The organism is Flavobacterium pedocola (assembly GCF_053764385.1).
Window position 1 is genome coordinate 478,993 of sequence record NZ_JBSNCR010000001.1, and the last position, 15,714, is coordinate 494,706.

Genomic DNA, 15,714 nt, shown 5'->3' on the forward strand with positions numbered 1-15,714 from the left:
AACTTCAAAACTTTATTGCAAAATACTTTAGATATTTCTTCCAAAAGTCTATTTTTGCATTACAAATTTTAAAAACAACATAAAAAACGATATCATGAGTGTTTTAGTAAATAAAAATTCTAAAATAATTGTTCAGGGATTTACAGGAAGTGAAGGAACTTTCCATGCTTCCCAAATGATCGAATACGGTACAAACGTAGTAGGTGGTGTTACTCCGGGTAAAGGAGGATCAACGCACTTGGATCGTCCGGTTTTCAACACTGTTAAAGATGCAGTGGTTCAGGCTGGTGCCGATACTTCAATCATTTTCGTTCCGCCTGCATTTGCTGCTGATGCCATTATGGAAGCTGCTGATGCCGGAATCAAAGTAATCATTTGTATTACAGAAGGAATTCCTGTTGCAGACATGATCACAGCATACGATTATATCAAAGGAAAAGACTGTCGTTTGGTAGGTCCTAACTGTCCGGGTGTAATTACTCCGGAAGAAGCTAAAGTTGGTATCATGCCAGGTTTCGTTTTCAAAAAAGGAAAAATCGGTATCGTTTCTAAATCAGGAACGTTAACTTACGAAGCTGCAGATCAGGTAGTTCGTCAAGGGTTTGGTATTACAACTGCTATCGGTATCGGTGGAGATCCAATCATCGGAACTACAACAAGAGAAGCGGTTGAGTTATTAATGAACGATCCTGAGACAGAATGTATCATCATGATTGGTGAGATCGGTGGTCAATTAGAAGCTGATGCTGCTAAATGGATTAAAGCTGACGGAAACAGAAAACCGGTTGTAGGTTTCATCGCAGGAGAAACTGCTCCTAAAGGTCGTACAATGGGTCACGCAGGTGCAATCGTTGGTGGTGCTGATGATACAGCGGAAGCTAAAAAACGTATCATGAGAGAAAACGGTATTCACGTTGTAGATTCACCGGCTGAAATCGGTAAAAAAGTAAAAGAAGTTTTAGACTTAGTTGCTGTAAAGTAATTTAGTAGCTTAAATAAATTTAAGAGCCCCGAGATTCTCGGGGCTTTTTTATTGTATTTAATTCGGAAAAGGATTCGACCATTTCGGATTTACGTAAACATCTGTTCCGGAAAGTGTTCTCAGGAAAGCAATCACGGAATTCACTTCGTTGGCCGTAAGATTCAGTCGCTGCCCGTTTCCGCCGGGTCTTAATCGCGGATCTAAATTGCTATTGCCCGGTGCAAGATTTATGGTTCCATAATGACCGATGGCAGCCTGTAAGCTGGTGATTACTCCGGTATGCATCATTGGGCCGTTTGTAGTTCCGTCGGTTTTAACTAAATCTCTAAGTGAAGGGGCTCTGGTGTTGGTCACATCAATTCCTGTCCCGTTTAACACTCCGATTATGCCGTTGTTTCCGGTGTTGGGATCGATATCAAATTCAGGAGCGGCATGACATCCTGCACAACCAAAACCGCCGCCGGTACGCGAGCCGGTTGCATCAAATACTGGAGGTGTCAAAAATAAATTTTTTCCTTGGTTTTCCTGTGCTGTAAAATTTGTAAATGGCTGATTGTCATTTGCAGCACTAGCTCTTCCTGTATCGTATTTGGAATCAAAGGACTGAATACTTCTTATGAATTGCGCTAATGCCGTCTGGATTTTAGTTTCCGTAATTTCTTCAGAACCGTATACAAACTTGAATAGTTCTTTGTAGTAGCCTTTCTCGCTTAATTTAGCAATCAAAGCTGTAAAATCCTGATCGCCGTCAGCTCCGCTAAAGCCCATTTCTCCATGGTTTTTGATAGGCATGGTAGACTGGATTTCCAAACTTGCGGCTCTTTCATCCCAAAAGAATTTCACCTCATTGGAAAAACGCGTGTTGATTAATCGCATCGCATGTCTTCCCGTTGTACCATTCACTCCGATACTCGCCACATTGGTGTCGCTAAAAGCATTGGCCTGCTGATGGCAACTCGCGCAGGAAACCGTGTTGTTCGAAGAAAGGTTTTTATCATAAAATAAAACTCTTCCCAGTGTTGCACCGGCATCGGTAATTGGGTTAAAAGTCGAATTGTCTTTAGTGATATAACCGGGAACGGTCTGATTGGCGTAATTAGTAAGATTGTTCAGATTAATTGCACCATCAAATTCAGCTTCAACATTAGGGTAGGTTGGTACCGATGTGTAGTCACCGTTTTCATTGTTGCAGGATAACAAAAACCATGGTAGTGTCATCGCAAAGAGCGTTAGTTTTTTCATAAGCTTAGCGTTTGGTTTCTAATTGGACTGTGTTTTTGATATTGGGTTTAATCAGATTCCTGAAAACAGGTTTACTTTTTAATAATAACCTTATAGCTTTTAGTGTTTTTTCCATCAGAAAGACGTACAAAATAAACACCGTTGTATACACTATCGACTTCAAGAATGCTCAAGGTACTTCCCTGAAGGATTTTATTCTCTTTAACGACTCTGCCCAATTCATCAATTAACTGAACCGATAAATCATTTTCCGTTAATTGTGATTGTATAGCTATGAATTCCTGAGCCGGGTTCGGGTAAATTACTGCATCTAAATTGCTTGATGTAAAATTTGCAGTTGCTAATGTTGTTGTGGATTCTGAAATCGTAGTAACTTTTACAGCCGTTTTATTTCCATAGAAAGTTGGTCCGACCACATAAGGATAAGCTGAATTATGATTGGCATCAACCGTAGCAAAGTAACAGTAAATACCAGCCGGATATTCCGGAGTCACACAGAAACGGCCATTGTGGATATCAAGATAACTTGCATCGGTAGGATGGGAAACAAATTCGTAATCTTCCCTGAAATACCCTAACGGATAGGTCGCACTTACTGCAGGGCCATCTGTTACGTTTGTACCATCGTATAAATGAGTTCTCGTTGTAATATTTCTTAATTGAAAACTTGATTTCATGCGCACAATTCCACCCGTTCCATCAGCATTAGCATAACCGTAGGCACCATATATCGGAAATCCGTCGTAGGCAAAACCAAGTAAAGGAGAGTGTTGTGATGCATAGATAACATACAGACCATCAGCCGGATATGTGGAACAAATCGTTGAAAGAACTGTTAAATCTAAATTGTAAGCACTCGGATTTTGGTGATGATGATAATTGCCCATCGCCGGATGCGCTTTGTTACAATCGAAGCCGCTTCTTTCCGCAACAATAGCATCACGGTTCCAAACACCGTCTCCGGTTCCACCAACAGGTCCACCTGCTATTGTATTGGTAGAACTTTTCCAGGAAACACCATCGCGATAATCAAATAAGGCAACGCCGTTAACAAACAATCCAATATTTCCGCCGTTAGTAGCTGTTGGAGTTCCGGTGTTTTGGGTTGGGTTTAACGGGAACTTAAAAATAGCGGCGTTTTGTGAAGTTGCCAATGAAGGATTTCCGTCCAGAAAAGGGCCAGTGATATAAGCCGGGATTCCGTTGGTGGTGGCGTAAACCCAATTGGCAGAATACTGTACCGTTTGCACATTGGCCAAAACAGCGTCGTTAATAGGAGTAGCGTTCCCGGAAACATAATGGCGGCCGGTAATTCCTGTGGTGTTTCGCAACCAGCCGGTTATTGCAGGATTTGTTTGTGCAAAAGACAGTAAGCTCAAAGACAAACATCCGAAGGCAAAAATAAATTTAGTCATGAGTTAGTTTATTGGTTCTAAAACTTAGACGCTAAAACAATTTTATTCTTGCGCGAAAATGTAAAAATTATTTTGAAGGATAGGAAAATCGGGTATCGAAGAGGAATTCTTTATCGGATAATGTTTTCAGGAAAGCTACCAAATCAGTGCGGTCGTTATCTGAAAGATTTTTGTTTCTGATCAATTGCTTCGACAACGTTTTGCTTTTTACAATTCCGGTATTGTAATGTTTTACGACTTCGGTCAACGTTTTGAACCTGCCATCGTGCATGTACGGAAAGGTAAATTGGATATTTCGGAGCGTCGGAACTTTGAATCTTAGAGAATCCTTTGGGTTTTGGGTGATTTTCATCCGTCCGGCATCTTTCAGGTATTCATCCATCGCTAATCCGTTATTCTCGAATTTATTATTAGTGAAAAGCGGTTCGGTATGACAGGAAGCGCAATGGTTTTTGAATAAATCGTAGCCTTTTTGCTCACTTTCTGTGAATTTTTCTTCCTTTCGGATGACTTTGTCGTATTTGGAATTGGATGTTTTCAGCATTACCAAAAACTGTGAAAGGGCTTTTAAAGTCAATTGTCCTGTAATTTTTCTGGTTCCGAAGGCTTTTTCGAATAAAGAAACGTATTGCTCATTGTTTTGGAGCTTAACAACAATGTTAGCAAGCTTTTCATCCATTTCGACAGGGCTTTCTATAGGGCCAAGGGGCTGAACTTCCAAATGATTGATGCTTCCGTCCCACATGAAATTTTTCGACCAGGCTAAATTCATCAGGGTTAAAGAATTGCGTGTTCCGATTTTGCCTTCGATACCGTGGCTTAAATCATGATCTACATGCGTAAAACCCGTAGCCTGCAAATGACAGCTCGAACAGGAAATCGTATTGTCACGCGAGAGCATCGGTTCGTAGAATAATTTTCTTCCTAACTGAAAACCTTCTTCGGTTAAAGGATTTTTTTTGAAATCGTACGTTGGTTTAGGCCAACCTTTCGGGATATCGAGATAAATAGGGGTAGTGTTGATTTTTGAAAAGGCCAACAAAGTCAACATTGTCAGCCCTGTAAATATTCGTATGGAAGCCTTTTTGTTCATTCCACAGAAAACATTTTAGCGGAATAATCGGCAAGTTTCATAGCGCTTGGTCCCGGAATCATAATACTGTTTTCGGAACTTAGTTTTACGGAGGCGAAGAATTCAGCAATATCACAGCTTATGTTTACCTCGTTATTGGTTTTCTTCGGATGAAGTGCTACGGAACGCATAGCGTAATTAGGGCTCTGATAGCCGCCTATGTGAAACTGAAAGGCTTTTTTTCGGGTTGAGCAGCTTTTACTGATTCCTTCTATTTTGAAATTGATATAACCGCTCTGCCAGGCCCAATACATACCGTTTGTAGGATCTAAATCACTTCCCAGAGCCCCGGAAGAACTGGTTAAACTGTCAATTCCGATGTTGAACGTTATTTTTTCAATACTGGCTGTTTTGTATTTCGAAACAGGAATTCGCATCGAACCCGGCTTCTCTATATCAATTAAATGAAAGCTGTTTTGTTGCTGAAAAGTAGTTTTGTCTTTGTAATACACTTTAATATCCGACAGGTAAAATTTTAAAGTGGTAATTTGAAGAGTGTCTTGATTTTTAGAAATATACGGTTTGTTAAGTAATAAATCACTGCGGCCGAATTTAAGGTGTAAATTCAGCTGCAGTGAGTCATTTTCCTTCTGTGCAAAGACAATTGGAAAATGGAATAAGCAAATTAGTATGTAGACCCATTTAGTAAGCATTATTTTTTTGGTCCTGGCGGATGGCCAAATATTTTTGAGAGTTCCGTTGTCAGGTTTTTAAAATCCTCCAGCTGATCCGGTTTGCAAATCGCTTTGATTTCCATGAAATGGTTAAAATGTGTGGTTTCAATCTTCGCCTGATAAACAGCAATTTTATTGAGTAAGCGGTTCTTTGTGTTTTCATCCACAGTAGCATCATTCAGATGGCTGTAAGCCTCGTTTTTAGTCTCTCTTATGGATTTGTCTAGCGTTCGGATAGCTTGCTGATGTTCCTTGATTATTTTGTCATAAGCAACGATTTGCGAGTCATCAAAGTGTAATTTCTCGATGATGATTTCACGTGGCATCGGTCTTTTTTTTCCGCCATGGGAAAATAAGAAAATCAGCAAACCCAGATTCAAAAGGGTTAAAATGATCACGGATAACGTTAATAATTTCGTTTTGCTCATGATATTAATATAATTCGTTTGACGCGTTAAGCGTTTGCTCAAAAGAAGCAGTTGCATTGTTTTGCTGCTTTTCGGCTTTGGTAATTAGCAATATATTGATTGTCAATAATATTGCTATGGAAGCAGCTGCCATCCACATTGTTCTTGCGGATACTTTGTAATTATAAATCCTGCTTTCGATCTTAGAATACAAACCGGCACTTGGGCGGACCTTTTTAATGTGATCGGCACTGTTAAGTATTTCGTTTATGAATTGATCTCGTTCCATATTACATTAGACGATTAATTTTATTTTTTCTTGCGGTAATTTTCAAATTTAGCAGAAAGTTTTTCCTGTAAAGCGCTTTTAGCCCTGAAAACAAGTGATTCGACTGAGGAAATACTCAACTCCATAATTGCTGCAATTTCAGGATTGGAAAGGCCATCCAGTTTCGATAACAGGAAAGCGGTCTTCTGGTTTTCGGTCAGTTCATTAATAACGGAAAAAAGAATCTCGGTCTTTTCTTTATTTTCCAGTAAAATTCCGGGATGTTCAAAATTGGTCAGGTTTTGGATTTCTGAAGGTGCAGTTGTTTTTTTACCGAAGATGAAAAACCTCTTTTTGCTGTTTTTGTGCTTGATGAAATCCAGACATTCGTTAACGGTTATCCTGTAAATCCATGTTTTGAGTGTTGATTTATTCTCAAATTGTTCCAGAGAGGCGTGCAGTTTCACAAAGACATCCTGTGTGATTTCCTCGGCATCTTCGGTGTTCTGCACGTAATTTAAGGCAACATTGTACACCATCATATTAAATTGATCGTATATGTTTTTGAAAATAATGTTTTCGTTGCCCATCAAGGATAAGTATGTACTATTCGACTTATTAAATTACTTAAGGTTTAATTTAAGTTAGGTTTTTTTTACTTTAAAATATTAATATCTTTGACTTCACTAAAATAAACAAAAACCAATTATTAAAATAATGAAACTATTAGAAGGAAAAACCGCTATCATCACCGGAGCGAGTAGAGGTATCGGAAGAGGAATAGCAGAAGTATTTGCTAAAAATGGTGCTAACGTTGCTTTTACTTACAGTTCTTCGGCTTCTGCGGCTCAGGAATTGGAAAATGAATTAACGGCTTTAGGAATTAAAGCAAAAGGATATCAGTCAAATGCTGCAGACTTTAATGAAGCTCAGAAACTGGTAGACGATGTAATTGCTGAGTTCGGAAATGTAGATATTTTGATCAATAATGCAGGTATTACCAAAGATAACCTGTTAATGAGAATCTCAGAAGAAGATTTCGATACTGTTATCGATGTAAACCTTAAATCGGTTTTCAATATGACTAAAGCAGTTCAGAAAATCATGTTGAAAAACCGCGCAGGTTCTATCATCAACATGAGTTCTGTGGTTGGAGTTAAAGGAAATGCAGGTCAAACTAACTATGCTGCTTCTAAGGCGGGAGTTATTGGTTTTTCTAAATCGGTTGCATTGGAATTAGGTTCAAGAAACATCCGTTGTAATGTAATCGCTCCTGGTTTTATCGAAACAGAAATGACAGCTAAATTGAATGAGGATGTTGTTAAAGGATGGAGAGAGAGTATTCCTTTAAAACGTGGCGGAACTCCTGAAGATGTAGCAAACGCTTGTGTTTTCTTATCTTGTGACTTGTCATCCTATGTTACCGGTCAGGTAATGAACGTAGACGGAGGAATGCTAACTTAATCCTGTGTTATGAATTATGAGTTATGCGTTTTCAGGAACGAATAACCAAATAACCAAATAACCAAATAACCAAAAATGACAACAAGCACCATTCTACTTTTACTGTTATCGGTATTGATTGCTGCAGGTTTGTCGTTTTACCAATATTTATACAAAGCCAAAAGCGATGCTAAAGTGAATCGTCTTTTGGCTTTTTTACGTTTTCTTTCCCTGTTATCCATATTTGTATTACTGATAAACCCGGTTATTTCGAAGAAAACATTTGAAGTTACCAAAACGCCATTACCGATTGTGGTAGATAACTCGCAATCTGTTAAGGAGTTGGGTCAGGATGCTGTTGCAAAAGAGCTTGCTGAGAAACTGTCAAAAAACAATTCCCTGAAAGATAAATATGATGTACAACTTTACCGTTTTGATGGTGATTTTCAGTCCGGTAATGAATTGGATTTTAAAGGAAAACAAACCCATATTGATCAGGTTGCCAAAAACCTAAAGCAGTTTTACCGCAATCAGCATTATCCGTTGGTGATGTTAACTGATGGAAATCAGACTGTTGGGAACGATTATGTTTACAGTTTTCAGCAAAATACAACGGCCTATCCGATTGTTTTAGGGGATACGACTGCTTTTCTGGATTTGAAAATCAATCAGTTAAATGCGAATAAGTATGCATTTCTGAAAAATAAATTTCCTGTAGAGGTTTTTCTGCAGTACAGTGGAAAGAAACCGGTTACTGCAACGTTTAGTATTCAGCAGGGAAACAGTACTATTCACAAACAGAATGTTTCGTTTTCATCATCAAATAAATCACAAATTGTTTCCGTTTTACTGAATGCAAACAGTGTTGGAGTGCAAACGTATAAAGCGGTTATTTCTTCTTCTGAAAAAGAAAAAAACAGCTATAATAACGTAAAGAATTTTGCTGTTGAAGTAATCGATCAGCGTTCTGAAATCGCCTTAATTTCATCTGTTAATCATCCGGATTTGGGTGCTTTGAAACGCGCAATTGAATCTAATCAACAACGTAAAGTAACTATAATTAAACCAAACGAAATCAAAACGTTACAAGATTATAATGTTTTGATTTTATACCAACCTGATGCGCAGTTCAGAACTGTTTTGGAGCAGAATAAAAAGCTTCAGCTGAATAGTTTTGTAATCACCGGAATGAATACCGATTTCAATCTGTTGCAGCAATATGTCAGTCAGGTTAATTTTAAAGTTTCCGGTTTAAAGGAAGATTATACGGCGGAATTCAATTCGCAGTTTAATTCGTTTGCGCTGGACGATATAGGTTTTGAGCAGTTTCCACCATTGGAGCATCCTTTCGGCACTGTTACGATGAAAGAAAATCCTAATGTGCTTCTGAAATCAAAAGTAAGAAACATTGCTACAGAAAATCCGTTGCTTGCTTTTTCAGAAAACGGTCTGAAACGAAATGCCTTCCTTTTTGGGGAAAACATCTGGAAATGGCGTATGGAAACGCATCTGAAAACAAAATCGTTTGAAGAATTTGATGTTTTTGCAGACAAGATCATTCAGTATCTGGCTTCCAATGCAGCTAAAAAATCATTGGTGGTGAATCACGAAAGTTTTTATAATTCCGGTGAAACCATTGAGATTTCGGCACAGTATTTCAATAAAAACTACGAGTTTGACGAAAACGCGCGATTAACAATTCAGCTTAAAAACAACCAAACCAAGGCTGTAAAATCATATGACTTCCTGAAAGGGAATAATGAATTCAAAGTAAGTCTTGATGGTTTAGAGCATGGAAATTACAGTTTTACGGTAAAAGAAAACAATTCCAAAACACAGTATGCCGGGAATTTTCAGGTGCTTGATTTTGAAATCGAAAAGCAATTTATCAATCCGGATTTGGATCGTTTAAACCAATTGGCTTCGAATACTAATGGTAAAGCCTATTTTCCTAACCGGATTGAGCAACTGATTGATTTTCTTGCTAAAAACGAGAATTACAAACCAACCGAAAAAGCAGTTATCAAACAAACCCCGCTGATTGACTGGGTTTGGCTTTTGGTATTCACAGCGGTTTGTTTAGCTGCGGAATGGTTTATCCGTAAATACAACGGGCTTCTTTAATCTCCCTTTTTAGATTATACTTACTTACGATTTAGACAAATATTTCTTCTGTTGCGGATGAATATTGTTTTGTGAATCGTCAGAAGTAGTATGGCTTAGTCGGTTAACTACTAATCGTTGGTATTTCTTATGTTTCAAAACCTTTGATGCGGTTTCGTAATAAGCAATCGTTTCAGAAACTAAATCGGTTTGTAACTGGTTAATCGGTTTTTCTTCGTATTTAACAGAAATGCCTTTAGCATCCGAGGGCAAAGCCACAAGATTAAACTGTTTTACTTTTTTCACCGGCGAAATAATGGTCAATACATTGTTTTTGATCAATCCCAAATCCTGGTAGGTTGCAATGAAAGCGCGGGGACTGTATTCTTTCTTAAAAACATCCTGTCCATAAAACTTACTGTCGTAATCGAAATGCAACAAACCAAAAACTGTAGGCATTACATCAATTTGTGACATTAACTTGGTGTATAGCTGTGGTTTGATGAAATCTGGCGCGTAAACTATGGCCGGGATTCGGTATTTTTCCATAGGTAATTCTGTTTTTCCCGAACTTGAAGCGCAATGATCAGCCACGATTACAAACACCGTATTTTTGAACCAAGGCTCTTTCTTGGCCATTTCAAAAAACTTATGAATAGCGTAATCGGTATATTTCACGCCGCCTTTTCGGGATTTTTGGTCTGCAGGGATGTCGATTTTGCCGTCAGGATATGTAAACGGGCGATGATTGCTGACCGTCATCCAATGATTGAAAAAAGGTTTGCCTGATTTCGCTTCTTCATTCATGGTTGTAACTGCTTTTCTGGCCATATCTTCATCACAAACTCCCCAAATATTCGAAAAAGTAATCTCGTTCGGTTTGAATGTTTTTTTGTCTACAACATCATAGCCGTTCCCTTTGAAGAAATCTTCCATATTGTCAAAATAAGCATCGCCTCCATAAAGGTATTTGACTTGATAGCCTTTCTCATTAAAAACAGACGCCGTTGAGAATTTATTTTTATTGTCAATTCGCTTGATAATGCTTTCGCCGGCAGTAGGAGGAATGCATAAAGTTACGGCTTCAAGTCCTCTGACGGTTCTGTTTCCCGTGGCATAAAGGTTAGTGAAAAATAAACTTTCCGAACTTAATTTGTCAAGGAAAGGTGTGATGTTCTCTTTGTTTCCGTATGCATTCATAAAGTCAGCGCTTAAACTTTCGATCGTTATGAGTACCACATTTTTGTGAATTTCAGGCTGTTCGGAAGCAATATGGCGAACAGTTGAGTTTTTAAATTTTGTATGCAATTCGTTCTTTAAGATTGTAAACGCTTCTTTTTCCGGCACACTTGAATAGAACTTCAGATAATCGAGTTCACTGTTTTGAAACGCCAGATAAAATTTATATACACCGTTGGATTGCAATTCGTTGTTGAAAATATTCGCGGATTTTTCAGATTTTGCCAAAAATGGTAAAACAAAAAAAGACAGGACAAATAAAGAAAGATAAACTACAGACAGTTTAAGTTTATCGGATAACGAAGGTAGGTTTTCAAGATAGCCTTTAGATTTTTTTACAATGAAATAAGTCGATAACAAAGCAATAGTTCCGATGGTAATAAACAACGGAACTACAGGATAGGATTCCATGATGTTGCCAATTACTGTATTGGTGTAAATCAGATAATCAACGGCTATGAAATTGTAGCGCACACCGAATTCATTCCAGAAAAAGAATTCACTTACTGCATTTTGAATAATGATTACTACAAAAAGGAAAACAGTTACGGAATATAAAGTCAATCGCAGTTGTTTTCTGTATTTTGGAAAAAACAATAGCAGTCCGAACAATAAGGTTTTCAGTCCAATGAAACTTATGCCTATTGTCGGTACAACTCCGCCGTATTCATTTAAAATAGTATTGAAAAAGTAAGTGTAAGCCAATAAAGCTAAAAGCAGCGAAAAGATAATGTAACCCCAAGGCTTGCTGAATTTGGCATTTGATATAAAGAGTAAGTACAACCATAAGATTGAGCTGGCTATCACAAAAACAAAAACATCGGAAACCAATCCGGTTCCAAAAATCTTAAACGCATTGCCAAAACCCATAGTTGCCTGTGTTAGAGGATGAAACAACAGAACAATTCTCAGAATCATGTTTGCAAGCAGATAGAAAGAACCTAAAATTATAAAGGGATATGCGTTTTTTAATGATTTCATTGGGGATGAATTTAACATTACAAAATTATAAGATACTGAATTTTAAACGCTTAATATTAGCTTAAGAAGTGTTGCCTGTTTCCCTTTAATTAGTATCTTGTATTATATTTCCCATTTATATGCATATTCTTATTATCGAAGATGAAAAAGGTATTTCGGACTTTCTGAAACAAGGTCTGGAAGAAGAAAATTACACTGTTACTTTAGCTGAAAATGGAGAAGAAGGTTTGAAAACCTTTTATGCTAAAAAACCGGATTTGGTTCTTTTGGATTGGCTAATGCCGAAAATATCCGGTCTGGAAGTTTGCAGGAGAATAAGGGAACACGACCAGAAAACACCGATATTATTCCTTACAGCTAAAGATACGGTTCAGGAAACGATTGAAGGCCTTCAAGCCGGCGCGAACGATTACATTAAAAAGCCTTTTAGTTTTGAGGAACTCTTGGAAAGGGTCAAAATTCATTTTAGAAATTTAACAAAAGACGAAACCTTAAAATTGGGAATTGTTGAACTTGATCCTTTAAAACACAAGGTTTTTGTTGGTAAAGATGAAATTTTTCTAACACAGCGGGAATTTGAATTGCTTAAATACCTCATGGACCACAAAGGAAGAGTTTGCACCCGAAACATGATTATTGAAGACGTGTGGGGAATTCGATTTGAGTATGACACAGGGGTTATTGATGTGTTTATCAATGCCATCCGTAAAAAAATGAACTTAAAAAAAACAGAAGACATCATCAAAACCATTCGTGGTGTTGGATATATGGCTGACGAATCAGATAATTAAAAATGCATTTATCGTTTAAAAACAGAATCGCTTTAAATTATATCATTTCCACTGCACTGCTGGTGTTTGTGGTTTTCTTCGGCATATATATTACTGTTGAATATACAGTTTTTAAAGATGTTAAGACTGATATTGAGAACGAAATCAAGCTTCATCAGGCTGAAATAAAATTCGCAGACAAATCAATAATTAGCTGGATAAACAAGGAAGAATGGGAGGAGAAGGAGCATAACGAAGTAAATGTCAATCCGGTTTTTGTTGAAATTAAAGACCTTGAAGGTAATACAATTGAAAAGTCTCCAAATCTTAAAAAAGACAAATTAACGTTCCATAAAAATCTTGACCAGAAAATATTTATAGATACCCAACTCAACAATCAGGAAATTAAATTATCGCAATCGCCCATTTTCAATAAGAAGGAAAAAGTAGGCTACTTACTGATTGCCATGTCGATAGAGCACCCGATTTCCCTTTTGAAAGACCTTAAAATGATTCTTTTCCTGCTTTATCCGATCGTTCTGGTGCTTCTGTTTTTTATAGCGCGTCTGATTGCGGGTAGAAGCATAAAACCGGTAGATAACATCATAGAAACATCAAAACTGATTACAAAAGATAATCTCAATTATCGAATCGGGCTGCCTAAAAATAAAGATGAAATTTACACTCTTTCAGTTACCATTAATAGCCTTTTGGATCGAATTGAAAGCGCTGTAGAAAGAGAAAAACAATTTACTTCAGATGCATCACATGAGTTGCGAACACCTTTAGCAGTACTTAAAGGAACGCTTGAGGTTTTGATTCGTAAACCTAGAGAAAAAGAGGAGTATGAAGAAAAAATTAATTTTTGTATTGCCGAAGTGGACCGGTTGAATACTTTAGTTGATGAATTGTTGTTATTGGCCCGGTTTGAAAATCAGAAAGAAAGCCAAAAAAGGATGTCTGTTTCTTTAAATGCAATTGTTCTTGATGTTTTAACGCGTTTTACAGAGAAAATTAAAATGAATAAGATTCATTTGGAAACTGATTTTGAAGATGATTTTCATATCCTTTCCGATCCGGAGAAACTTGGTATTATCGTTTCAAATTTAATTTCAAACGCACTAAAATATTCCAATGAAAACGGAATAGTTCGTATTAAGATATGTAGCCTTGATGAAAAAATAGAATTCAGCATATCAAATAGCGGAATTGGAATTCCTAAAGATGAGATAGACAAGGTTTTTAGCCCGTTTTTCCGTTCACATTCCGCTAATATGAAAGTAAAAAAAGGGGTAGGTTTGGGATTGTCTATCGTGAAAAAACTTTGTGATTTATTACAAATCGATATAGCAGTAGAAAGTTCAGAAAATGAACTTACAACTTTTAAACTAATTTTCTAACATAAATATAAATGCTTATGAATGAAGCACATTTACACATGGTTTTCAACCATTTCCCAATTGTCGGAACGATTTTCGGTTTTGGAATTTTGCTTGCCGGCTTATTGTTTAAAAATAAATCGATTCAGCACACGGCCTTCGTTTTACTTGCCATTTCAGCAGTTTTCGGATTGTTGACCATGAAAACCGGAGAAGGGGCTGAGGAAATTGCCGAAGAATTGGGTATTTCCCACGATATGATTCATGAACACGAAGAAATTGCCGAAAAATTCGTAATTCTTTTGTATTTAACCGGAGCTGTGGCCTTATTGGCTTTGGTCACTTCCATTAAAAACCACGCGAAAGCAAAGGTATTTGCTTTTGTAACCTTGTTCCTATCGTTGGGTGCAGCAATTCTGGCTCAGCCGGTTGGAACTTCAGGAGGAGAACTACGTCATACGGAAATCCGTGAAAATTTTTCCACATCTGAAGAGCATCATGAAGAGCTTGAAAATAAAGGGGCTGAAGCTCATTCTGAAGGAAGTCATTCAGGCGATTCAAATTAATTTTTTTAAAAAAATGTTGCAAGTTTGATTTTTTTAAACATACATTTGCAGCAACAAAAGACAAATCATGTTTTTAAACCAACTACATCATCATCATTATTTCTCCGCTCAAGCGAAGTGATAATGGTATGTGTATAAGTCATATATTTTTAAAACCCGTTTGAGTACATCAAACGGGTTTTTTTATTCCATCCATTCGGTGTACTCAGGCATAATCCAAATCAACACAATGAGTACATTAAAAATTGCAATTCAAAAATCAGGTCGTTTAAGTGACGAAAGCCTGAAAATGCTAAAAGACTGCGGGATTTCCATTAACAATGGGAACGACCAGTTAAAAGCGGAAGCGACAAATTTTCCTTTGGAAGTTTTGTTTCTTCGTAATTCGGATATTCCTCAGTATCTGCAGGATGGAGTAGTGGATGTTGCTATTGTCGGCAGCAATCTTCTTGAAGAAAAAGGTGAAACCATTCCGGTAGCTGAAAAGTTAGGCTTTTCAAAATGCAGGGTTTCGGTTGCTGTCCCCAAAGCTTTTCCATTTAAAAATCTTTCGGATTTAAGCGGATTGCGAATTGCTACGTCTTATCCGAATACCGTTCAGAAATACTTCGATTCCCAAAACATCAATGTGGAACTGCACGAGATTTCCGGTTCTGTTGAAATCGCGCCAAATATAGGTTTAGCAGATGCTATTGTTGATATCGTATCCAGCGGAAGCACGCTTTTCAACAACAATCTGAAAGAAGTATCGGTGATACTCAAAAGTGAAGCAGTATTAGCGGTTTCTCCCAAAATCAGTGTTGAAAAAGAAGCGCTGTTGAACAAACTGAAATTCAGAATTCAATCGGTTTTAAAATCTCAAAAATCACGCTATATCCTGATGAATGTTCCTGATTCTAAAATTGAGGACATCACTCAAATTCTTCCGGTTTTAAAGAGTCCAACGATTGTTCCGCTTACTCAGGTGGGTTGGAGCAGCATCCAGTCAGTAATTGATGAAGAGCAATTCTGGGAGGTGATTGACCGGTTAAAAGAAGTTGGGGCGGAAGACATACTGGTTTGTCCGATTGAGAAAATGGTTTTGTAGAAGAGAAAAGAGAATAGAATAAAGAA

At 37.5% G+C, this 15,714-nt stretch carries 15 protein-coding genes; 7 read left to right on the forward strand and 8 right to left on the reverse strand.

Annotation, left to right across the window (positions count from 1 at the left end; genetic code table 11):
- Positions 1–94 precede the first annotated feature (94 nt).
- Positions 95–982, forward strand: a complete 888-nt coding sequence (gene sucD, locus ACWPKD_RS02305; RefSeq protein ID WP_455411060.1) for a succinate--CoA ligase subunit alpha — start codon at positions 95–97, stop codon at positions 980–982.
- Between the two features lie 57 nt (positions 983–1,039).
- Here sucD and ACWPKD_RS02310 read toward each other — a convergent pair whose 3' ends face one another.
- The 7 genes from ACWPKD_RS02310 to ACWPKD_RS02340 all read right to left on the reverse strand — a co-directional run bounded on the left by ACWPKD_RS02310 (position 1,040) and on the right by ACWPKD_RS02340 (position 6,710).
- Positions 1,040–2,224: a cytochrome-c peroxidase gene (locus tag ACWPKD_RS02310; protein WP_455411061.1), complete on the reverse strand. Its 1,185-nt coding sequence runs from the start codon at positions 2,222–2,224 to the stop codon at positions 1,040–1,042.
- Between the two features lie 71 nt (positions 2,225–2,295).
- The gene (locus ACWPKD_RS02315) at positions 2,296–3,639 is read right to left on the reverse strand and encodes a YHYH protein (protein WP_455411062.1); all 1,344 of its coding nucleotides are present in this window, start codon (positions 3,637–3,639) and stop codon (positions 2,296–2,298) included.
- A gap of 67 nt (positions 3,640–3,706) precedes the next feature.
- On the reverse strand, positions 3,707–4,732 hold the full coding sequence (locus ACWPKD_RS02320) for a cytochrome-c peroxidase (RefSeq protein ID WP_455411063.1): 1,026 nt from the start codon (positions 4,730–4,732) through the stop codon (positions 3,707–3,709).
- Complete coding sequence (locus tag ACWPKD_RS02325; protein WP_455411064.1) at positions 4,729–5,424, reverse strand: MbnP family protein; 696 nt, start codon at positions 5,422–5,424, stop codon at positions 4,729–4,731. Before ACWPKD_RS02325 ends, ACWPKD_RS02320 begins: the two co-directional genes overlap by 4 nt.
- Complete coding sequence (locus ACWPKD_RS02330; protein WP_455411065.1) at positions 5,424–5,873, reverse strand: hypothetical protein; 450 nt, start codon at positions 5,871–5,873, stop codon at positions 5,424–5,426. The genes ACWPKD_RS02325 and ACWPKD_RS02330 overlap by 1 nt, the downstream gene beginning before the upstream one ends.
- Before the next feature lie 4 nt (positions 5,874–5,877).
- On the reverse strand, positions 5,878–6,141 hold the full coding sequence (locus ACWPKD_RS02335) for a hypothetical protein (RefSeq protein ID WP_455411066.1): 264 nt from the start codon (positions 6,139–6,141) through the stop codon (positions 5,878–5,880).
- Between the two features lie 20 nt (positions 6,142–6,161).
- Positions 6,162–6,710: an RNA polymerase sigma factor gene (locus ACWPKD_RS02340; protein ID WP_455411067.1), complete on the reverse strand. Its 549-nt coding sequence runs from the start codon at positions 6,708–6,710 to the stop codon at positions 6,162–6,164.
- Positions 6,711–6,837: 127 nt separating this feature from the next.
- Here ACWPKD_RS02340 and fabG point away from each other — a divergent pair, with 127 nt between their 5' ends.
- Together fabG and ACWPKD_RS02350 are read left to right on the forward strand one after the other, a co-directional pair.
- Positions 6,838–7,584, forward strand: coding sequence for a 3-oxoacyl-[acyl-carrier-protein] reductase (gene fabG / locus ACWPKD_RS02345; RefSeq protein ID WP_455411068.1), 747 nt, complete (start codon positions 6,838–6,840; stop codon positions 7,582–7,584).
- Between the two features lie 75 nt (positions 7,585–7,659).
- Positions 7,660–9,687, forward strand: a complete 2,028-nt coding sequence (locus tag ACWPKD_RS02350; protein WP_455411069.1) for a hypothetical protein — start codon at positions 7,660–7,662, stop codon at positions 9,685–9,687.
- Between the two features lie 24 nt (positions 9,688–9,711).
- Here the strand turns inward: ACWPKD_RS02350 and ACWPKD_RS02355 are convergent, their stop codons facing one another.
- Entirely contained in the window at positions 9,712–11,886 is a 2,175-nt protein-coding gene (locus ACWPKD_RS02355) for an LTA synthase family protein (RefSeq protein ID WP_455411070.1), read from the reverse strand.
- Positions 11,887–12,005: 119 nt separating this feature from the next.
- Here ACWPKD_RS02355 and ACWPKD_RS02360 point away from each other — a divergent pair, with 119 nt between their 5' ends.
- The 4 genes from ACWPKD_RS02360 to hisG all read left to right on the forward strand — a co-directional run bounded on the left by ACWPKD_RS02360 (position 12,006) and on the right by hisG (position 15,688).
- Complete coding sequence (locus ACWPKD_RS02360) at positions 12,006–12,677, forward strand: response regulator transcription factor (protein WP_455411071.1); 672 nt, start codon at positions 12,006–12,008, stop codon at positions 12,675–12,677.
- Positions 12,678–12,739: 62 nt separating this feature from the next.
- On the forward strand, positions 12,740–14,056 hold the full coding sequence (locus ACWPKD_RS02365) for a sensor histidine kinase (protein WP_455411072.1): 1,317 nt from the start codon (positions 12,740–12,742) through the stop codon (positions 14,054–14,056).
- 17 nt (positions 14,057–14,073) lie between these two features.
- Positions 14,074–14,601 (forward strand): DUF2231 domain-containing protein, encoded by a 528-nt coding sequence (locus ACWPKD_RS02370; RefSeq protein ID WP_455411073.1) that lies wholly within the window; start codon positions 14,074–14,076, stop codon positions 14,599–14,601.
- A 229-nt stretch (positions 14,602–14,830) separates the two neighbouring features.
- Complete coding sequence (hisG, locus tag ACWPKD_RS02375; RefSeq protein WP_455411074.1) at positions 14,831–15,688, forward strand: ATP phosphoribosyltransferase; 858 nt, start codon at positions 14,831–14,833, stop codon at positions 15,686–15,688.
- Positions 15,689–15,714: the final 26 nt, after the last annotated feature.